At 60.5% G+C, this 20742-nt stretch carries 19 protein-coding genes; 7 read left to right on the plus strand and 12 right to left on the minus strand.

Annotation, left to right across the window (positions count from 1 at the left end; all coding sequences use genetic code 11):
* Positions 1–9 precede the first annotated feature (9 nt).
* Positions 10–708, minus strand: a complete 699-nt coding sequence (locus L6R21_01925; GenBank protein MCK6557930.1) for a metal-dependent transcriptional regulator — start codon at positions 706–708, stop codon at positions 10–12.
* Between the two features lie 145 nt (positions 709–853).
* Between L6R21_01925 and L6R21_01930 the strand changes: the two genes are divergently transcribed.
* Entirely contained in the window at positions 854–1957 is a 1104-nt protein-coding gene (locus tag L6R21_01930) for an ATP-dependent 6-phosphofructokinase (GenBank protein ID MCK6557931.1), read from the plus strand.
* 63 nt (positions 1958–2020) lie between these two features.
* Here L6R21_01930 and L6R21_01935 read toward each other — a convergent pair whose 3' ends face one another.
* Positions 2021–3541 carry an acyl-CoA synthetase gene (locus tag L6R21_01935; protein ID MCK6557932.1) on the minus strand — a complete coding sequence of 507 codons (1521 nt, stop codon included), beginning with the start codon at positions 3539–3541 and terminating at the stop codon, positions 2021–2023.
* 267 nt (positions 3542–3808) lie between these two features.
* On the opposite strand from L6R21_01935, the gene L6R21_01940 reads away from it, so the two are divergent.
* A complete protein-coding gene (locus L6R21_01940; protein ID MCK6557933.1) occupies positions 3809–5128 on the plus strand; it encodes a UDP-glucose/GDP-mannose dehydrogenase family protein in 1320 nt (439 codons plus the stop codon).
* A gap of 73 nt (positions 5129–5201) precedes the next feature.
* Here L6R21_01940 and L6R21_01945 read toward each other — a convergent pair whose 3' ends face one another.
* The 8 genes from L6R21_01945 to L6R21_01980 all read right to left on the minus strand — a co-directional run bounded on the left by L6R21_01945 (position 5202) and on the right by L6R21_01980 (position 13324).
* Positions 5202–5768, minus strand: coding sequence for a mismatch-specific DNA-glycosylase (locus tag L6R21_01945; protein MCK6557934.1), 567 nt, complete (start codon positions 5766–5768; stop codon positions 5202–5204).
* Positions 5769–5867: 99 nt separating this feature from the next.
* The gene (lspA, locus tag L6R21_01950; GenBank protein MCK6557935.1) at positions 5868–6395 is read right to left on the minus strand and encodes a signal peptidase II; all 528 of its coding nucleotides are present in this window, start codon (positions 6393–6395) and stop codon (positions 5868–5870) included.
* Between the two features lie 14 nt (positions 6396–6409).
* Entirely contained in the window at positions 6410–6610 is a 201-nt protein-coding gene (locus L6R21_01955; protein ID MCK6557936.1) for a hypothetical protein, read from the minus strand.
* A 12-nt stretch (positions 6611–6622) separates the two neighbouring features.
* Positions 6623–7273 (minus strand): endonuclease III, encoded by a 651-nt coding sequence (gene nth, locus L6R21_01960; GenBank protein MCK6557937.1) that lies wholly within the window; start codon positions 7271–7273, stop codon positions 6623–6625.
* Complete coding sequence (liaF, locus tag L6R21_01965; protein ID MCK6557938.1) at positions 7270–7890, minus strand: cell wall-active antibiotics response protein LiaF; 621 nt, start codon at positions 7888–7890, stop codon at positions 7270–7272. Before liaF ends, nth begins: the two co-directional genes overlap by 4 nt.
* A gap of 22 nt (positions 7891–7912) precedes the next feature.
* Positions 7913–9637: a DNA polymerase/3'-5' exonuclease PolX gene (polX, locus tag L6R21_01970; GenBank protein ID MCK6557939.1), complete on the minus strand. Its 1725-nt coding sequence runs from the start codon at positions 9635–9637 to the stop codon at positions 7913–7915.
* A 20-nt stretch (positions 9638–9657) separates the two neighbouring features.
* Positions 9658–12177, minus strand: a complete 2520-nt coding sequence (locus L6R21_01975) for a DUF2723 domain-containing protein (GenBank protein MCK6557940.1) — start codon at positions 12175–12177, stop codon at positions 9658–9660.
* Between the two features lie 37 nt (positions 12178–12214).
* Entirely contained in the window at positions 12215–13324 is a 1110-nt protein-coding gene (locus tag L6R21_01980) for a hypothetical protein (GenBank protein MCK6557941.1), read from the minus strand.
* Between the two features lie 321 nt (positions 13325–13645).
* Here L6R21_01980 and L6R21_01985 point away from each other — a divergent pair, with 321 nt between their 5' ends.
* Together L6R21_01985 and L6R21_01990 are read left to right on the plus strand one after the other, a co-directional pair.
* Positions 13646–13882, plus strand: coding sequence for a hypothetical protein (locus L6R21_01985; protein ID MCK6557942.1), 237 nt, complete (start codon positions 13646–13648; stop codon positions 13880–13882).
* Positions 13883–13981: 99 nt separating this feature from the next.
* Positions 13982–14875: a TIGR01777 family oxidoreductase gene (locus L6R21_01990; GenBank protein ID MCK6557943.1), complete on the plus strand. Its 894-nt coding sequence runs from the start codon at positions 13982–13984 to the stop codon at positions 14873–14875.
* Positions 14876–14909: 34 nt separating this feature from the next.
* On the opposite strand, the gene L6R21_01995 is transcribed toward L6R21_01990, so the two are convergent.
* Both L6R21_01995 and L6R21_02000 read right to left on the minus strand, forming a co-directional pair.
* On the minus strand, positions 14910–15293 hold the full coding sequence (locus L6R21_01995) for a hypothetical protein (GenBank protein ID MCK6557944.1): 384 nt from the start codon (positions 15291–15293) through the stop codon (positions 14910–14912).
* A gap of 174 nt (positions 15294–15467) precedes the next feature.
* Positions 15468–15839, minus strand: a complete 372-nt coding sequence (locus L6R21_02000; GenBank protein ID MCK6557945.1) for a VOC family protein — start codon at positions 15837–15839, stop codon at positions 15468–15470.
* Between the two features lie 910 nt (positions 15840–16749).
* Between L6R21_02000 and rho the strand changes: the two genes are divergently transcribed.
* Genes rho through L6R21_02015 form a run of 3 tightly spaced genes read left to right on the plus strand, consistent with a single transcriptional unit; the run spans position 16750 to position 19748 of the window.
* On the plus strand, positions 16750–17844 hold the full coding sequence (rho, locus tag L6R21_02005; GenBank protein MCK6557946.1) for a transcription termination factor Rho: 1095 nt from the start codon (positions 16750–16752) through the stop codon (positions 17842–17844).
* 60 nt (positions 17845–17904) lie between these two features.
* Positions 17905–18432, plus strand: coding sequence for a TRAP transporter small permease subunit (locus tag L6R21_02010; protein ID MCK6557947.1), 528 nt, complete (start codon positions 17905–17907; stop codon positions 18430–18432).
* Positions 18429–19748 carry a TRAP transporter large permease subunit gene (locus L6R21_02015; protein MCK6557948.1) on the plus strand — a complete coding sequence of 440 codons (1320 nt, stop codon included), beginning with the start codon at positions 18429–18431 and terminating at the stop codon, positions 19746–19748. Before L6R21_02010 ends, L6R21_02015 begins: the two co-directional genes overlap by 4 nt.
* The last annotated feature ends 994 nt before the right edge of the window (positions 19749–20742 follow it).

Genomic DNA, 20742 nt, shown 5'->3' on the forward strand with positions numbered 1-20742 from the left:
GGAGAGGGGCTAGAGATGATCGACCAGAATCGAGTCCGCCAGCTCCTTGCCGAGATGGTGGCTCTGGCCCTGGATCTGAATGTGCAGCGGGCCATTGAAGGGGGCGACCTCGAGAATCAGGATTTCGGTTTTGGGAAAGATGCCGATTTGCGCCAAATAACGCAGGCGTTCCGGGTCGCGGTCGGAGACCATGCGCACGATCACGCGCTCCTCGGGCCGGCTTTGCGAGAGGGCAAAACAGTTGAGCCGGGGCAGCACCCCGTCTTTGGAGGGAATGGGCGAACCGTGGGGATCGACCGTGGGTTGCCCGAGCACCTCATCCATCTTGTCTTCGAATTCCTCGGAGATGTAGTGTTCGAGCTGCTCGGCTTCGTCGTGCACTTTGTCCCAGCTATAGCCCATGGCCTGCGCGAGATAAAGTTCGAGCAGGCGGTGGTGGCGAATGACTTCCAGCGCGATCTTCTCGCCGGTGGCCGTCAACGACACGCCCTGGTAAGGCGAATACTCGACCAGCTTCATCTCATCGAGTTTCTTCAGCATGCCGGTTACCGAGGCTTGCGCCACGCCCATGCGCCCGGCAATCGCCGAGGTGGAAACCCTGGTGTCATTGGCCTGCAACACGTGGATCGTCTTGAGGTAATCTTCGATCGCTTGCGTGGTGAAGTTTTTTTTCTTCCTGGTCATGAGCGCGCGCGGGCAGTTTGGCATCAGCATGTTCTCATTTTTCGACGGCGCAAAGTAACAAGCCAGGTGCGATTATCCAAGAGAAAATTGCGATATTTTTGCTTGCTTTTGGCCGCCCTGCGCGGCACATTTGGCCATTTGATCATCGATTTGAAAGAGGAGTTTTCGCATGGCATCTACGAGTCTGCAACGGGTCGGCATATTGACCGGAGGCGGTGACTGCCCCGGCTTGAACGCCGTGATTCGCGCGGTGGCCAAGCCGGCAATGAATGAGCACGGCGCAACGGTTTTGGGCATCGAGGACGGCTTCGAAGGTTTGGTGGAAGGGCGAATGCGTGAGCTTTCCAACGCCGACGTCTCCGGTATCATCAATCTCGGCGGCACCGTTTTGGGCACCTCCAACAAGGGCGACCCCTGGCATTATCCCGACGAAATGGCAAACGGCAAGATCGAGATTGTCGATGCCTCGTCGCGCGCGCTGCGGAACTACAAACGCTGGGGCTTGGATGCGCTCATCGCCATCGGCGGCGACGGCACCATGCAAATCTGCAACAAGCTCAGCCAGCACGGCTTGAACGTCGTCGGCGTGCCCAAGACAATCGACAACGATCTCTCCGCCACCGATGTGACGTTTGGCTATGACTCCGCGCTCGCCGTGGCCACGGAAGCCATTGACCGCCTGCACACCACCGCCTCTTCTCATCATCGTGTGATGGTGATCGAAGTGATGGGCCGCTATGCCGGCTGGATTGCGCTCGGCGCCGGGCTGGCCGGCGGCGCCGACATCATTCTGATCCCGGAGATTCCCTTCTCCTGGGAAGTGGTTTTTCGCAAGGTGATGGACCGCAGCGTCAAGGGCAAACGCTTCAGCATCGTGTGCGTGGCCGAAGGCACGAGACTGCCCGAGGGCGGTGAAATCGTGAAGGAAATGGATGTCAAGCGTACCGATGCCAAACGCCTGGGCGGCGTCGGTGAAGTCGTGGCCGATCGCATTGCCGAGGGCACGCAACTGGAAACGCGGGTGACGGTGCTGGGCCATTTGCAGCGCGGCGGCAGCCCCACGGCGCATGACCGTATTCTCGCCACCAATTTCGGCGCAATGGCGGTGGCACTCTGCGCTGAGGGCAAATTCAGCCGCATGGTGGCGCTGCGCGGCGGCGATTTCGTCAGTGTGTCGATCAAAGAGGCCATTGCCAAGCAGAAGCTCGTGCCGCACGATCACCCCATGATCGCCGCCGCGCGCGCGGTCGGCACCAGCTTCGGCGACGAGTAGCCGCACTTCGCCGGCCTTGTGCGCCAGTCGCGGAAACCAAAGCCAGTGACTTGTTGCAAGAAATCACTGGCTTTCTTCTTTTCGTGCAGAGTGCAGCAGCCGGGCGACTTCAGGCTTGATGACCTTGCCCATTGCGTTGCGCGGCAATTCGGCGGCGAACCGCAGGAGGGTGGGAATTTTGTAGGGCGCCAAATACGCAGTCGCCCAGTCGCGCAGCGCCGCCGCCGTGAGGGCAGCGCCCGGCCGCAACAACAACAGCGCACCGACTCGTTCTCCCCATTCGGCATCCGGCAGGCCCGCGACCGCGCAATCGGTCACCTCCGGATGCTGCCGCAACACCTCTTCAATTTCCAGCGCCGAGACCTTGTACCCGCCGGTTTTGATGATGTCCGTCGCCGCGCGACCGAGAATGCGATAGGAGCCCTCCTCGCACAGCGCAATGTCGCCGGTGCAAAACCAGCCATCACGAAACGCCTGGTGCGTGGCCTCGGGCTTGCCCCAATACTCCTGAAAGACGCTCGCACCCTTCACCTGAATTTCACCTTGTGCGCCTGGCGCAACTTCGCGGCCGTTCTCATCCACCAGCCGCACCGTCACGCCGGGCAGCGGCGTGCCCACACCGCCCGGCCTGCGCCGGCCATGCAGGGGATTGGAGAGCGCCATGCCGATTTCCGTCATGCCGTAGCGCTCGAGCAAAACATGTCCGCTCAGCGCCTGCCATTTCTCCAGCACTGCCACCGGCAGGGCGGCCGAACCGGAAACCATCAGCCGCATCCTGGCACACGCAGCGGACATGGCCTCTTGCAACTCCGGTGGCGCCGCCTCCCAAGCAGTGATCAGCTTGCTGTAGATCGTGGGCACCGCCATGAACAAAGTCGTGTGGCCGCTCAGGAATCTTTGCCAAACCTGGCCGGCCTCAAACGCCGGCATCAGCTCGCACGCTGCGCCCGCCCACAAGGCGCAAATCAAGACGTTGATCAAACCATGAACGTGATGCAACGGCAGGACGTTGAGGATGTAATCGCGCGGCGACCATTCCCAAGCGGTGAGCAATGCGGTGACTTGCGCGGCAATGTTGGCGTGTGTCAGCACCACGCCTTTGGGCCGGCTGGTGGTGCCGCTGGTGTAGATGATCAGGCCGCGCCGGCTGTCGGCGATCGCCGGCAAGGCCACGGCCCCGGCGGGCTGCAGGTCATTGGTGCGCACCAGACGCAGCCGCGAAATGAGATCGAGCGGCTGCACGCGTGCTGCGAAATCCGGATGCACCACCAGCACCGAGGCGCCGCAATCGTGCAGCACATATTCCAACTCAGCGGCGGGATGCGTGACGGCCAGCGGCACGGCAATGCCGCCGGCGCGCCAAATGCCCAACAGCGCCGCGACAAAATCCAGCCCTGGTGGCGCCAGCAAGGCCACGCGGGCTTCGGCAAGATCAGCCGCGCCGTTCAACAAAACCGCCGCCGTGCCGGCGGAGTATGAGAGCATTTCGCCATGGGAAAAGCGGCCTGCAGCGGTGACCAGCGCCAGGCGCTCGTGCTGCCGGCCGGCGGATGCGAAAAGCGGCAGGGAAGAAGTGAGTTTCATGATTCCGGCTATTTGACTTTGGAGCAATTGTTGTTATTTTTGTCGCCGCTGGCCGGAAGCAAGCGTGCCGGCCCGGCATGAGCCGGCGGCTAGAAGCGCCGTCCGAGTCGGGTACCGGATCGACTTGCAGGGCCGAGCCAGGCCGGCCAGAACGAAGTACGCACTCGCAAGATGCTGTCGTGGTTTGTCGTTCAAATCCACGCTTATTGAAATCCCGCTCGGCGAGCGGAAAAAATCGAATCTCTTGGTTAGCAAAAGGAGCAGCGCGTGAAAGTAGCAGTCGTGGGATCAGGATACGTTGGCCTGGTGGCCGGTACATGCTTTGCCGATTCCGGCAATGAGGTGGTCTGCGTTGATGTCGATGAAGAAAAGATCGGCAAACTGCGCCGCGGCGAAATTCCCATCTATGAGCCCGGCCTGGAGGAGATGGTCAAACAGAACATGCGGGAAGAGCGGCTGTTTTTCACCACCGACATCAAACCGGCGGTGGAACAGGCGCAGATCATCTTCATTGCGGTCGGCACGCCGCCGGATGAAGACGGCTCGGCCGATTTGAAATACGTGTTGGCGGTGGCGCGCGACATCGGCAAGAACATGAACGGCTACAAGATCATCGTCAACAAAAGCACGGTTCCGATCGGCACCGCCGACAAGGTGCGCGCGGAAATCAGGAAACATACCCAGCATGATTTTGCCGTGGTGTCCAATCCCGAGTTTCTCAAAGAGGGCGCTGCCATTGATGATTTCACCCGCCCCGATCGCGTGGTGATCGGCACGACCGATGAGCGCGCCATCGAAACCATGCGTACGCTCTACGCACCGTTCGTGCGCTCCGGCAATCCCATCATCGTCATGGATGAGCGCAGCGCCGAGTTGACCAAGTATGCCGCCAATGCGCTGCTCGCCACCAAGATCTCCTTCATCAATGAAATCGCCAATCTGTGTGAGCAGGTCGGCGCGGATGTCGACATGGTGCGCAAGGGCATCGGCACCGACAGCCGCATCGGGCCGTACTTCATCTTCCCGGGCACGGGCTACGGCGGTTCCTGCTTTCCCAAGGACGTGCAAGCGCTGGTCCGCACGGCGAACGACCAAGGCCTGCCGCTCGCCATCGTGAAGGCGGTCGAGGAAGTCAATGAACGCCAGAAAACGATCCTGCTGGCCAGGATCAAATCCTATTTCGAGGGTGATCTGCACGGCCGAGTCTTCGCCATGTGGGGCTTGGCATTCAAGCCCAAAACCGATGACATGCGCGAGGCGCCGGCGATTGCGATGATCAACGCGCTCAACGCCGAAGGCGCGGCCGTGCAAGGGCACGATCCCGAAGCGCTCAAAGAAGCCGAACGCATTTTCAAGAGCCGCCTCAATCGCGATTTGTTTCTGTTTGAGAAGCGCTACGACGCCCTGGAGGGCGCGGATGCGCTGATCATCATGACGGAATGGAATGCCTTCCGCGAGCCCGATTTTCACTTGATCAAAGAAACCCTCAAGTTCCCCGCGGTTTTCGACGGCCGCAACCTCTACGATCCCAAGCGCATGAAGAAAATCGGCATCGACTATTTTTCCATCGGCCGGCCTTCCCGTTAAAGCTTGCCGGCGGGCGCTCTCGCGCAGCGGTGAGAGCGCCCGTTTTTTTCGCAACGGCGCTTTGCCGTGGCATTCAACAAAAGCGAATGCCTTGCGCGGACAGCCAGCTTGCGAAGCGCCGGAACTCTTCCTCGATTTGCTCACGGCGATAGTGCGCATTGGCAGCACTGGTGGAGGGCAAGAGGTAGAAAACCGTCGTTCCGATGCGCAATTGCTGCGGCCCGGGTTCGATTCTCTCCTTTTGCGGCAGGCCAAACAGCCAGCGCAAGCCGCTCACTCCGATCACACACGCCACTGCCGGCGCATACTTCTCGAGCTTGCGGCGCAACCGGCGCGCGCCGGCCGCAATCTCATTCTGGGTCAATTCCCCAATCTGGCCGGTGGCGCGCTTCACCACGTCGGTGAAGCCGATGCCGCGCTCGAACAAGAGACGCTCATCTCCGGCGCGCACTTCCGAGCCGGTGAGTCCCGAGGCTGACAGTGCCGGCCAGAAGCGATTGGTGGAACGGGCGAAATATTTTCCCATTTGTGCGGAATAGCGGCCGGGATTGAGGCCAATAAAAACCAGCGACAGCCCCGGGCGAAGATAATCGGGAAGGGTGAGGGCAGGAGTTCGTGATTTTCGGCGCAGGCCAGACACCGGCAAGCAGGAGAGGGATTGGTTAATGATTACGAAAGCAGGCGGTCACCAGCCTTTAGGTGCAGACGGCCCGGCATGGCACCGCCGGCAAGATTCGTCTCACTCGGAGAGGCGATCGGGCGCGGATTCAACCCGGCGCGCTTCCGGCAGAAAAGAAGTGATCAACAGAATGATCATGCCCAGCGAAATGGCCGTGTCCGCCAGGTTGAAGATGGCGGTGCGAAAAGCGCCGATGCCGAGGTTGAGGAAGTCAATCACGCGGCCATCGTGAAAGACGCGATCCAGGAGATTGCCCACGCCGCCGCCCAGCACCAGCCCCAGGGCCAGTAGATGCGCGACGCCGCGGCTGTCGGCGCGCAACATGTAGATCAGCAAAACCGCCAGGCACAAGGCCGGACCGATGATGAACAGCACCAGTCGTACTTCTTCCGGCCAGTTCGAGCCCAGGCTGAAGGCTACGCCCGGGTTCTCGGTGTAATGAAAGCGCAGGAAATCGGCGAAATAGGATTGCGGCCCGCTTTCCAAGAGAATCGACTTGGCCAGACGTTTGGTGATCTGGTCGCAGCCGACACAACTGACAGCCGCCAGCAAGGCAAGGATGAGGTTGGTCCTGAGATACTTCTGCATGGCTACTTCCTGTTTCAATTGCTGCACATGAATCCCTGCGTGATCAACACCGGCACGAGAATGTAGAGAATGGAATCGCGAATCAGATAGAACATGAACACCGCGGCCACGATTTTCCAGCCCTTTTCGCGGATGAAAACGCGCAGGCCTTTTTCGCGCAGCAGGTCGGTCCATTCTTGGATGATCGGCGGCTTGAATAGTCGTTTCAGCAGCATCGCAGAATCCTTTCATATCTCGCTTGCAGGGCAATCCGGCGCCAGTGCACACGTGCCGCACTTGGGTTTGCGGGCGTTGCAAATCTGGCGACCGTGCAATATAAGGCGGTGAGAAAAAAGAGTCCACTCCTTTCTTGGCACAATTGCCATCAAATCACGCTCGATTTTCTCGGGCGTCTCTTCCTTGGTAAAACCCAGCCGCCGGGAGAGGCGCTGCACGTGCGTATCCACCACCACGCCATCATTGATGCCAAAGGCATTGCCGAGCACGACATTGGCGGTTTTGCGGCCGACGCCCGGCAGCGCGATCAGTTCCGCCATGCTGGCTGGCACCTCGCCGCCGTGCTCGCTGACCAGGCGCTGGGCACAGCCGAGCAGGCTGCGCGCTTTGTTGCGAAAGAAGCCGGTGGCGTGGATCAACTTTTCCAGTTCGGCAGGCTTGGCCTGCGCCAGCGCCGCCGGCGTGGGATAGGCGCGAAACAATGCCGGCGTCACCTCATTGACGGTCTTGTCGGTGGATTGCGCCGACAGAATCGTGGCGACCAGCAGCTCGTAGGGATTGCGATGCGCCAGCGCGCAAGCTGCCGCGGGATACAGCCGTCGCAAGGTGCGCAACACCCGCTGCCGCCTCGCCGTTTCCGCTGCCGCCGTGGTTTTGCTCATAGAATGGTGACATCTCCGATCATGAAGGAAATCCGCACGGTCAGGCGCGAGGCGGCATGGTCATAATCCGGCGATTTGAACACCTTGTTGACGCCCACCCCGCCTTCCTTCCTGCCGAAAACCACCAGGTCGCCGATGCCGGCGCTCACCTGCACCAGGTAGGGAATCGTCTTGGGCAAAATCAGCGTGGCGTCGCCGATGAAACCGGACACGACGAAGGCGCGCTCGCCGCCCTTGATGGCAATGCCGGACAGATCGAATTTCTGATCGCCGATGAAGGAGGAGACGGCGCCGCCCTTGAAATCATCACTCTGCACCTTGAGGTGAATGTCGCCGATGAAGCGGTTTTCGTTGATGTAGTCGCTGACCACCGAGGTCCCGATGAAACTCGCGCTTTCCGCTTCGGCGGTGGGTGTGACCGTGATCTCACTCTCCTCCCGGCTTTTGGGAAACAGAATCATCTTGGCGCCGATGGCCACCAGAATCAGCGGCCAGAAATTCCGAATCGTCTCCCGGAAACTCAGCAGGTCGAGCCGGTCGAGCAGCATGAGCGATCCGAACAAAATCAGCATGCCGCCCCAGAATAACCGGCTGCCGGCACTCTCAGTTGCGCTCATCTCTCTCTCCACAGCAATTCCATCATGATCGTTTGGCCTGAAACCACTTGGCAATCTCTTTGGTCGATTTCGTGTTCAAGACATCGGTCCGGCGCAGCCAGCCCTTGCGGGCAATGCCCACGCCGTAGAAAATGTCCGCGATGCCCTCGCGGTCATGGGCATCGGGATTGACGCTGATCAGCACGCCGTGGTCGCGCGCGTACTTGACGTGACGCCAGTCCAGATCGAAGCGGTGCGGGCTGGCGTTGATCTCGATGCTCACGCCCAGCTCGGCAGCGGCTTCGATCACGCGGTGGTGGTTGATGGGATAACCGTCACGCCCGAGCAGCAGCCGGCCGGTGGGATGGCCGAGAATTCGCACCGCGGGATGCTGCATGGCTTTGATCAACCGCTGTGTCGCTTGCGCCTCGGTCATGTTCATGCTGCTGTGAATGGAGGCGACCACAAAGTCGAAACTCGCCAGCACTTTGTCGGGATAGTCCAGCCTGCCGTCCGGCAGAATGTCACATTCCGTGCCTTTGAAAATGTGAAAGCCTTTCAGCTCGGCATTGAGGCGGTCGATCTCCTTGTGCTGCTGCTTGACGCGCTCCGGCGACAGTCCCTGGGCATAAGCGACCGACATGCTGTGATCGCAAATGCCGAGGTACTCGAAGCCCAGCGCCCGGCACGCCTCCGCCATCTCGGCCAGTGAATTCGCGCCGTCGCTGTAGGTGGAATGGCAGTGCAGCACCCCGCGCAGATCTTTTTTCTCCACCAATGCGGGAATCTCGTGCCGCAGCGCCGCTGCGATTTCGCCCATGTCTTCCCGCAGCTCGGGCGGCACATAGCTCATGCCGAGCGCTGCGAAAATCGCGGTTTCATCTTCGCAGCGAATCAACTTCTCGCCCTTGAACAAGCCCCATTCACTCACCTTGATGCCGAGCTTGAGAGCGTGACTCCGCATCGCGATGTTGTGCTCCGCCGAGCCGGTCAAGTGATGGAGAAGATAAGGAAATTCCTTGTCGCTTGCCAGCCGCAAATCCGCCTGCATGCCGCTTGCCAGCAGCACCGTGCTTTTGGTATCGCCCTGGGCAATGACGCTTTGCACGCCGGGCAGCGCCGTGAAAAACGCCATGATCGCCGGCCGGTCGGCCTCTTTGCAGCTCGCGACAATGTCGATGTCCTTCACTGTCTCCCGGTGGCGGCGCAAGCTTCCGGCCAGCTCGGCGCGGATGACTTTCGGGTGCTTTTGCACTGCTTCGAACAAAGGCCGCGCCGATTGCTCCGCATGATGGTAGAGATGCCGGCTCGCATACCGCCGGACCTGCTCGATCCCGTCCAGCAAGTTTTGCTGGCTCTTGGCGCTGAAGCCCTCCAGCTTGGCGACGCGATTCTCCCGGCAGGCTTTCTCCAAATCGTTGATCGAGGCCACGCCCAGTTCGTCCAGCAGTTTTTTGACTTTTTTAGGGCCGAGGCCGGGAATGCGCATCAGCTCCATGATTCCCGGGGGAAAGGAGCGGCGCAGGTCTTCGTAGTATTTGAGTGTGCCTGTGGTCACCAGTGTGGTGATCTTCTCGGAAATCGCCTCGCCGATGCCTTTGATTTCGCGCAAGCGGTTGCCTGCGATCAGCTCGTGCAAATCTTCGGAAACGCCGCGCAGGGCGCGCGCCGCATTGCCGTAGGCGCGCGTCTTAAAAGGGTTTTCACCCTTGAGCTCGAGCAGGGTACCGATTTCTTCGAGAATCTCGATGACTTGTTTCTTGTCCATAGAGATTTGTTCTCACCGTGTTAAGGTTGGCGTTGGATCTCAGCCTGCAGCGTCCGCGCGGGTTGATACTGCGGCGTCCGCGCCAGAATTCTGGCCAGCAGGTCCTGCGCCCGCGGGCCGTCTTGCAGAAGATGCCAATAGAATTTGGCAATTTCAACTCCCTGCTCCGGCTGCAGACGGCGCTGGCGCTCTGCCTGTTCAAGCCGCGCATAGACACGGCTGGTGTCTCCCGCCTGCCAGTAATAGTGGGTAACTTGCAGCGCCGCCTCGAAGTTTGGAAACGGAAATTTCGATTCCGGCATGAGTTGCTCGAGTCGCTGCAGCAGCGCGCGCGCCGGTTCCAACTCGCCGCGTTGCAGCGCGTGCCGCGCCAGGGCGAGGAAGTGAATGCGGTAGCTCTCCGCCAACCCGCGCTCCAATTCATCAAGAGAGACTTTGGGATTTTCGAGATTGCGATAGCGGTAGACCGCGAGCACATTTTTCGCCAGCAGCTCCGGTGCTTCGGTGTTGCCGGCCACCGGCAGCAGCCGGCGCGCCATGCCCTCGTTGCGCAGAAACGGCTGCAGTCCAGGGAGGTTGCTGTTGGGAACGTTGAAGCCGAAATACACCGGCCGTTGGAATTGATTGGCGGAAATGATTTCGAAAATCAGCCGATCTTGCGGCCGGATAAACCGGCTCTGATAGGTTGGACTCACCACGATCGACATGGTGTGGGGCTGCCGGGCAGAATCGGACGCTGCCGCATCGGCAACACCTGTGGAGAACTCACGCAACGCGGCCAGGTTGGTGATGGGAATGTGGATCATCTGCGGCTCGGGCCAGGGCCACAGCCGGAGCGAGTCGATCTCGCCGGAGCGCAGGTGGAGCGGCACTTGGGGCGGCCGCGTCTGCAATTGCCGCACATACCAGGGCGTGTTCAACAAGCTGAGATTGATGATGCTCACGTCGCGGCGAAAGCGCTCGACCTGCTGCAGGTACCACAGCGGAAACGTATCGTTGTCGCCGTTGGTGAAGAGAATGGCGTTGGGCGCGCAGGTGCTCAGCACGTTGTGGGCATAGTCCGCGGCGGTGTAGTTGCCTTTGCGATCCTGGCGGTGAAAATTGTGTTGAAAGAGATTGATTGGCACCGCCAGCACCAGCAACGAAGCCAGCCCGAGTTGAATGATGGTCAAGCGGTATTGCGCCGAGGCCGCCTTTTCAAAGAGCGCCTGCGCGCCCATTCCAATCCAAATCGCAAAGGCCAGATAGGAACCGACGTAGGCATAGTCGCGCTCGCGTGGCTGGCCCAGCGGCTGATTGAGATAAAGGACGATGGCGAGGCCGGTCATCACAAACAGCACGGCCACCAGACTGGCGCCGCGCGGGTGGCGCCGGAAATGATAGAACATGCCGGCCAGGCCCAGCAGAAAGGGCAGGCCCCAGAGCCCATGCCACTGCAGCGTGCGGTGCTGCTGCGCGGGATTGCCGCTGCGTCCAAAGAACTGCCAGCCCAGGTAGCGCACGTACATCTCTTCGATTTGATAGTCCCACAATGGCGCCTTGCGAACCAGCACCTGCGTGAACAAGTCTGCGCGGCCGTACTGCTCGCGATTGAGATAGCTCACGAGCTGCGTCCAGTTTTGGGGATCGTTCTCGTCGATCGCCGGATCGAGATTCGAGCGAATGAAGACGGTCAAGTAGGTGGAATAACCCAGCGTGATCAAAAACAGGCCGAGCACAATCAGCTTCGCGAGGGGAAATTCACGACGGCCGGCAGCGACCAGCACCATGACCAGGCCGCACACCAATGCCAGCGCGCCGCCCAGTTTGGCCATGGGCGCGAGCAACGGCATGCCCTGCAGACTGCCGGGCAGCAGAAACCAAATCGCCACACCCAGCAGCAGCATCAAGCCGAGCCACTTGCCCCAGGTCCAGGGCCTGGTTTCAAAATACACCAGCAACAGCACCGCCGGCATGGTCAAGACATTGAGCAGATGCACGCCCACGGCCAGGGCGATGAGATAAACGGCAAGCACGAGCAGGCGCAGCGCGGGCAAAGTGGTTGGCGCATCGGCCCAGCGCAGCGCCAGCCAGATCACCAGTGCGGTCAGGCAGGTGGAAAGCGCATACACTTCTGCTTCCACGGCGTTGAACCAAAAGCTGTCGCTGAAAGCCAGCGCCAGGCTGCCGATGAGAGCGGCGGCGACTTCCAGACCGGCGGAAACCTTGCGCGAGCCGGCGCGAATGAGGCGAAGGATGATCAAGTAGGTGAGCAGCACCGTGGCGGCGCTCGCCAGGGCGGAGATGAGATTGACGCGCCAGGCGATTTCTCCGCCCAGCGGCAGCAGCGTGAACAGCCGGCCGAGCAGCAGGTAGAGCGGCGCGCCCGGCGGATGGGGCACACCCAAAATATAAGCGCACGCGATGAACTCGCCGCAGTCCCAAAACGAAACCGTGGGCGCCAGCGTGCGCCAATAGGCGGCGAAGCTCAACGCGGTCGCGAGCAGGCCGCCGAGAGCGGTGAAAGAGGAGCGGGTGGGTGGCGCAGAAAGGTTCGACATGCGGTGCTGTTCCCGTGCTCGTCGATCAGGGCTTGTGTCAAATCATTCCGTGCCGGCGCAATATCGTGAGCAGAAGCTGATCGTAGCGCTGCGCCAGCATTTGGTGGGCGAAGCCGACCCAGCCGATTTCCGCGGTGGCATGCGTTGGCCCGTCGAAAGGTTGGCCATTCGGTTGGCGAATCACCACGCCGGCCTCGTGCGCGATCAGCCAGCTCGCCAAGTCGTAGGGATGGGCGCAGAGCACCGTCGGTTCCGCGCGCCCCCGCCACTTCTGATTGAGCTGCGGCCGGATGTCAACCACCAACCGGTCCTGGCCGTGCATCAGTGCATACAACTGGCCGCCGGTCGAGAGATGCTGATCTTCAAACGCACCGGCTTGCGCTTCCGCGCCCCGGCCCAACACGGCAAACAGAAAATCCTCTTCCAGCGCGGCCACCTGTTTTTTGCCGCGGGGAAAGAGATTGACAAATGAGATAAAACTATGCTGAAAATCGGAGACGGGGCGGGCTTGCAGCGGGGCCATGGCAGAATCCTTCGTCAGCAGATTTTCACGCAGTTGGAATGCGCCGCTGCCGGGCGTGGCCCAGAGCGTGTCGGCTGAGCAGCACTTCGGCGTGGGAATCTCGGTCTGCAGGGAGAACAGCGCGTCCGCCAGTCGTGATTCCGCGCCCTTGTTGGGCAGGATGGTGGAGAGAATCCAGCCGCTGGATTTGCCATACATGACCAGCCGCGTGCCGTCGATGGGATCGCACAGCACGCGAAAATGCGGCGTGCCCCGGCCAAAGGAAATTTCCTCTCCCGATTCAAACTCGCCGACGAGCACAAAGGCCGGCGCTTCAGTTTGATGGGAATCGAGATAAGCCAGCAGGCTGTGCTCGGCGATGGTGTCCACGCCGAAGATAGTGTCCATTTCGGCTTGCGCTGCCACTGCGGCAAGCTCATGCGCTGCGTCCTGCGCCAGCGCCCGCCGCACCTCCGCCCGCATGTGTTGATGGGCGCGCCAGAGCAATTCCGCGAGCGCTTGGGCGGGCGAATCCCCCGGCAGATTGAATGTTGGGGGGTCAGCGAGGTTATAGCCGGAAGTCGTGCTCATGGCCGGGATGATAATCAAATCACCGGCCAAAAACAAGCGCCGGCAGCGAATCATCCTGCCGTACTCTCACGCAGCGGCGGCTTGCTATTCCAGCGCCGGGATTCTATATTGCCGCCGCGATGATCGAGTGGCGGAGACAGAACAAATCCCGCCAGTTCACAGCATGCGAATCCTGTAGATCCTGTTTATCCTGTCAAGGCTCTTGGGTTTTTTGTTCTGACGTTGAAAAGCTAATTGTCCAATTGCAGGAGGAATGATCTCATGTCGAAAGTCGATTGGTCTTATTTGCGGCCGAGTTGAAAGACTTGTGCCAAAACGCAAGAGTTTCTTGCGCAGCATAAACTCACGCCGGTCGAGCAAGTCAGCACCAAAACCGTGACGCTGCAGCGTCGGGAAGCATTGGCGCTCGCCCGCCAGGCTGACGAGCTTTACGCCACCAAGGGCCGGCAAGTCGTTCATCTTGATTTGAAAAAAGACAAGCCTGACGAGGCCACGCTGCTGGGCTTGCTGCTCGGCCCCACCGGCAAGCTGCGCGCGCCGGTGCTGCGCCGGGGCCGCACCCTCATCGTTGGCTTCGATGAGGCGACCTACAAACGTCTGCTGGCCAGGTAACAATACCGGTCTGGTTGCGCTGTTGTTCTCACCCAGGCTTTATCGAAGTATGCGTTTTCTCGCCGTGGTCAATCTGGCTGAAAAAGAGGAGGTGAGTCAATGAAGGTTCTGGTCACCGGTTCGACCGGGCTGATCGGCTCGGCGTTCATCAAAGCCCTGCATGCGCAAGGGCATCAGGTGGTGAGGCTGGTGCGCGCACCGCTCGCCAGCAGCGAGCCTGTGGTAAAATGGGATCCTGCGGCCGGCACCATTGACACGCCCGGCCTGGAAGGTCTCGACGCCGTCGTGCATCTCGCCGGTGAAACCATCGCCAGGCGCTGGACCGCGGCGAGAAAGCGAAGCATCCGTGAGAGCCGCGTGGCGGGCACGCGACTGCTGGCGCAAACGCTCGCCCGCCTGCAGCGTCCACCCAAAACGCTGATCAGCGCTTCCGCCATCGGCTACTACGGCGATCGCGGCGACACGGTCTTGCGGGAAGACAGCGGCCCGGGCACGGGATTCCTCCCGGAAACCAGCGTGGCTTGGGAACAGGCAGCGCAACCGGCCGCGCAAGCCGGCATTCGCGTGGCCCATCCCCGCACCGGCGTTTTGCTCACCACCGCCGGCGGCGCGTTGAAGGAAATGTTGCTGCCGTTTCGCCTGGGCGTGGGCGGCGTGCTCGGCAGCGGCAGGCAGTACTGGAGCTGGATTGCCTTCGATGACGTGATCGGCGGATTACTGCATGCCCTGCACAACGAGAATCTCAGCGGCCCGTTCAATCTCGTCGCGCCGCAGCCGGTGACCAATCGTGAATTCACCAAAGTGTTGGGCCGCGCGCTTTCGCGGCCGACGGTCATGCCGGCGCCGAAGTTTGCGCTGCGCCTGCTGCTCGGCGAAATGGCCGAAGGCCTGCTGTTCGCCAGCGCGCGCGTCGAGCCGGCCAAGCTGCTGGCCGCGGGCTATCAATTTCGCTATCCGGATTTGGAGGGGGCCTTACGCGCGTTGTTCAAGTGAAATCACCGCCGGTGGGCGTGGCATCTCCATTTAGTCAGTCAAGCTCCGGCCACACCGGCCGAAGGAACAATGCCAGCAATGCCAGCGCCGCCGGCACGCGCAGAATGTGGGCCGACCAAGCCGCGGTGTAGAACTCGATGGCCATCACCACCGCGGCGCTGACGCAGACCAACCAAAATCCCCACTTCCTCCAGAACCACAGCGCGATCAGGGCAGCGAGGCTGATCAGCGGACTCGTGGCGTAGATCTGCCAGAGCGCAGGCGTGAACTTGGGATATTGCGTGAAGAAATCCCCCCGCCTGCTCAGCCCCAGGTAAAGGCCAAAAAGATTGAGAATCGCGAGGAGCAGCAGGATTGCGGTCAGCGCCGGCGGTCGTTTGGGCCGGCGCCTGGTTGGCTGGTTGACAGAGAATGGCATGCGTTCGCGCGCCCTTCATTATGTGCCGCAGACGACTGCGCAATCATCGCCTGGTGCTGCGATGGTTTGCCGGCAGGAGGACAGAATGGAGAGGCGCCATCACAAACTCCCGGCGATGGCCGCTCTCCATCGTGTACACTTTGCTGCGAGGCAGAGGTTATACCCAGGCGGGAATCAACCCTTCACCAAACCGACGATGTTGCCCTCGGGATCTTGGAACAGCGCGAAGGTCACCATGTTGGGAATCTCGGTGGTCGGCATGATGGTCTTGGCGCCCAGGCTCTCGGCCTTCTTGAGGTAGGCGTCGGTGTCGTCGACTTGCATGTACACGGTAACGTAACCGGGCGCGCCGCCCTCGGTCTGGCCGATGCCGCCGCCGATGCTGCCCTTGCCGACTTCCGTGCCGTTGGTGATCGCCTGCACCAGGCCGTAGTTCATGGCCTCGATGTTTTGAATCTCCCAGCCAAACAGCTTGCCGTAGAAGCTCTGCAACTTCTTGGCGTCCTTGCCCATGATTTCGAAATGGACCACCGGTGCTGCTGCCATGTTTTGCCTCCTTTGATGGATGAGATGGTTGATGGAACTGTGTTGAGGGATGTCATTGCTCCGAGAATTGACCGCCGGGCCGGGGTCTCATGCTCGAGTTGCCGCGCGGGCGTGGATCATCGCACTGTTGACCTCTTCCCACCCACACGGGACTTCAGCCCTTCTATTAAATCTTTTCGACCGTTTCTTTGAGCTTCCGCCGCAAAAAGATAATCGACCGTCGCGAAAAACGGCGGGGCGCCGGCTTCCAGTCTGCCTGCCTGGCAGACAAGCTGTCTGCGCCGTGCTTATTGACGCGAGATCGTGAAAAACGTTGCAGCGCAAGCATTCAGCCGCGCGGATATCGTAGCGCAAGCTCACAGCCCAATGTCACCAACTTTCAAGGGTGAATCCGTTCCAACCTTGGCTGAGCCAAGGTTTTGTGATCGTTTGTGTGGCGCGGATTCACCGGAGGCATTCCACGGCGCGGTCGTGGAAAGAGCCTCGCCGAAAAGTTAGTGGCATTGAGCTGACAGTCTGCTCGTAGATAAACTGCCTGCGCCACGTTTTCTGAAAAGAGATCGCGAAAAAGGCTGTAGCACAAGCTCCCAGTCCGCCCGCAGCGAAGCCGTCTGCGTGACACTTCCTCACTGGCGAGCCGACCATCCGCGCCAGGCGGAATCACCGACGGCAGCCGCCTGCGCAAAACGGCAGATAAACGCAAACCCGCAGCGCAAATGCAAATCATTTCTGCTGAACGGCAAGCAAGCAAAGAAAAGGCTTGGCGTCTAAAGGAGTTTTTACTATTATTCCCCGCAAGAGACGGGCAGGACACGCGGCAGGAGGGTGCCCATTTCACTGCCGGCGCGAGCGGCCGGCGGATATTCCCCCAGCAGCATGTTTCTCATTCCTACAACCCACGAGTTCGACTTTGACCGCCACTGGAATTTTGGAAATCGAGGCGAAAGGCTTCGGCTTTTTGCGGCAAATCAAGAGCAATCTCAACCGGTTGCCCAATGATGTTTTCATTCCGCCGCCAATGATTCAAGAGCATGGCCTGCTGGCCGGTGTCGAGTTGGAAGTCACGGCGCAGCAGGAAAAAGACGGCAAGGTGCGCGCCCAAAGCGTGCAGGCTATTCAGGGCATGCCGCCGGCCGCTTGGCAGGCGGTGCCGCGGCTGGAAGACTTGCCTGCGATTTCGCCCCAAAAGCCGATTTGGCTCGAGCGTGAACCCACGGGGCACAGCCAGCGCCTGGTTGATCTCTTTGCGCCGCTCGGCGAAGGCCAGCGCGCCTTGATCGTCGCGCCGCCGCGCTCCGGCAAGACCATGATGCTGCAACACATCGCCGCCGCCATCGCAGCCAACCAGCCGGAACACCAACTCTACGTGCTGTTGCTCGATGAAAGGCCGGAGGAAGTCACCGAGTTTCGGCGCAGCATTCGCGGCCAGGTTTTCTCCAGCAGCTATGATGACAACCTTGGCAACCACCTGCGCCTGGCGAAGCTGGTGCTGGAATTCGTCAAGCGCCGGACCGAAGCCGGCAAAGACGTGGTGTTGCTCATCGATTCACTCACCCGCACCGGCCGCGCCTTCAATGCCGGCCAGCAGGGCAGCGGCCGCCTGATGACCGGCGGTCTCGATGCCCGCGCCCTCGAAGTCCCCAAGCGGATTTTCGGCGCCGCGCGCAAGATCGAACACGGCGGCTCGCTCACCATCATCGCCACCATTCTCACCGACACCGGCTCGCGCATGGATGATTTCATCTTCGAAGAATTCAAAGGCACCGGCAACATGGAGCTGGTGTTGGATCGCAGCTTGGCGGAAGAGCGCCTTTATCCCGCCATCAATCTGCGCTCGAGCAGCACGCGGCGCGAGGAACTGCTGTTTGGCGAGGCCACCGTGGCCCATCAAAAACTGCGGCGCGCCATCAATGATCTGCCCCCCAAAGAAGCCCTGCAAAAACTGCTCAAGCTGCTGGCCATGTTTCCCACCAACGCAGCGCTGTTACGGGAATTTTCCAAATGAAGCCGGGGCCGCCGCACTGCCCCGGGCATTGACCCTGCCGGAAGGAGGACAAGCGTGAAGCTGTGGCGCACGAGCCTGACGTTCATCAGCGGCCTGAACGAGAAAGTGGGCGCCGCTATCTCCTGGCTCACCACTGTGATGATGCTGTTGGTCTGTTTCGACGTGTTCACCCGCTACCTGCTCAAGCGCAGCAGCGTGGCCGTGCAGGAGCTGGAATGGCATCTTTTCGCCGTCATCTTCCTGCTCGGCGCAGGTTTCACCCTCAAGCACAACCGTCACGTGCGCGTCGATCTCTTCTATGCGCGCCTCACGCCCAAGGGCCGCGCCTGGATCGACCTGCTCGGCAGCCTGCTGTTTCTCCTCCCGTTTGCCGCGTTGATCATTTGGACGTCCTTCACCTTCGTCAAGAATGCCTTTCTCATCAGCGAAACCTCGCCGGATCCCGGTGGGCTGCCGGCACGCTTCTTAATCAAGGCGGCCATCCCGGTCGGCTTCGCGCTCCTGTTGCTGCAAGCCCTGGCGGTGGCCGGTGAAGCCCTGCTCGTCATCCTGGAACTGCCCCTTCAGCCGCGGGAGAAGAAGAAATGAATGAAGCCGCCGCGGTGCTGCTCTTCCTGGTGCTGTTTGCCTTGCTGCTGCTCGGATATCCGGTGGCGTTCACCCTGGGCGGGGTGTCGCTGATTTTCGGCGTGCTCACCTTCGGGTTGGACTTCTTCAATCTGCTGCCGCTGCGCATCTGGGGCGTGATGACCAACTACGTGCTGCTCGCCGTGCCGCTGTTCGTTTACATGGGCGTGATGCTGGAGAAATCCGGATTGGCGGAAGACCTGCTGGAAACCATGGCCTTGCTCTTTGGCCGTTTGCGCGGCGGCTTGGCGATTTCCGTCATCATCGTCGGCGCGCTGCTGGCCGCCACCACCGGCATCGTGGGCGCGACTGTGGTCACCATGGGTTTGCTGAGCCTGCCGACCATGCTCAAGCGCGGCTACAGTCCGGAGCTGACCACCGGCACGATCGCGGCCGCCGGCACGCTCGGTCAGGTCATTCCGCCGAGCATCGTGCTGGTGCTGCTGGGCAGCATTCTCAATGTCCCGATCGGCGATTTGTTCATCGGCGCGTTTGTGCCGGGCCTGCTGCTCGTCGTGTTTTACTTGTTGTGGATCGTGATTGTCACGCGCATCAGACCGCAGGCGGCGCCCGCCATGCCGGCGGAGGAGCTGGCGCGCTTTCGCGGCGCGGCCATGGCGCGCAAAGTGACGGTGGCTTTCCTACCGCCGGTTTTCCTGATGATTGCGGTACTGGGATCGATCTTCTTCGGCATTGCCTCGCCCACCGAGGCCGCGGCCGTCGGCGCCTTGGGCGCCACGGTGTTGACCCTGCTGCAGAAGCGTTTGAACCTTGCCACCTTGCGCCTGGTGATGCGCGAAACGACTTATCTCACCAGTATGGTCTTCATCATTCTCGTCGGCGCCACGGCTTTCGGGCTGGTGTTTCGCGGCATGCACGGCGATCGCTATCTCACCGAGCTGATTCTGAGCTCCCATCTCAGCCCGCACGCCTTTCTGGCGCTGGTGATGGTGGTGGTGTTCATTGCCGGCTTCTTCATCGACTTCATCGAGATCATCTTCATCATCGTGCCGGTGGTCGCGCCGATCTTCGTGAAGATGCAGGTGGATTTGTTGTGGCTGGGCATTCTGCTGGCGCTGAATCTGCAAACTTCGTTTCTCACCCCGCCGTTTGGTTTCTCGCTGTTCTATCTCAAGGGCGTCGCGCCGATCACAGTGACAACGATGCACATCTATCGCGGCGTGGTGCCGTACATCATCATCCAGCTTCTGATGCTGCTGCTAGTGATCTTGGCGCCGCAACTGGCCTGGTGGCTGCCGAAATTCATGGGGCAGTGAGGGCTGTGGCAGAATCAGTCCCGCACTGGACTCTCTGCCGCAACGCTGCCGCTGTGGTGAATCCCGCTTCCAAGGCGTTGCCCTTCGCACCTACCTGCCGCCCCGTGGGGATGTTCGGATCGCATTCCCTCTATCTTGCCTGAACGAAATCAAAATGCGGAGAGGTCTCGGCAAGTCACGCCCTCGGGAATCCCTCGATGTGGGGTTCCTCACCGAGGCCTAAGCCCTGCAAGGGCGAAATGTGATAGCGAAGGGCAACGCCCTGGATCGAACGCCACACCCTCGTTTTCCAGCCCCGAAGGGGCAGAATAAACCCGCCGGCTGTGATCAGCAATCCCAAACCTATCGTTCATCGCTTTCGTGGTTGTTCGACTTCAAAAGCGCGAAATATTCCTCCTAAAACGATTTGGTGCGGTGGAGTGCTTTCTGGTTTGCAGTGTCGCGCTTCCATGCTGCAATATTTGTGTGTTCTATTCCCGCAAATAGATAAAAACGGCCGGTCGACACCAGGCCTGTTTCGCCCTCGGGGGATTCATTTTCCAGCATTCTCTGATCAGACAAAGCGAACCGCCTTTTTTCGTTTTGCGCGCATCTTCTCCGGTACAGGGTCACATCCTCAATTGCGCAATCATGCCAGCGCCGGGGAGGATGCGTGCAGCATGGCACAGGAGGCCACGGCTCTTCAGGCCAACGAAAAGCGCAATAGCCTCTCTCACCGTTTGGCTGCATTCATTCGAACAAACACAACAGCGCAGAGATCCCATCCCCAAAGACGCAGCCTCACCGCCCTCAAACAAAAAACGTCCGGACGCTGGCTGCGCCCGGACGTTGAACCGGAATCAAACGCGCTCGCTTTCACCTCGAAATGCGGATCCTCCGCGGATATCATCCTGAAAGGACCTTGTGAAGTATTAGCCTCTGCGCCGAGTTGTTCATCCTGAGAAGATCTCGTGCAGAACCCGGCACCGCTGAGTCATTCGCCAGAATCCCAACT

The sequence above is a fragment of the bacterium genome (genome assembly GCA_023150945.1).
Lineage (GTDB): Bacteria > Zhuqueibacterota > Zhuqueibacteria > Zhuqueibacterales > Zhuqueibacteraceae > Coneutiohabitans.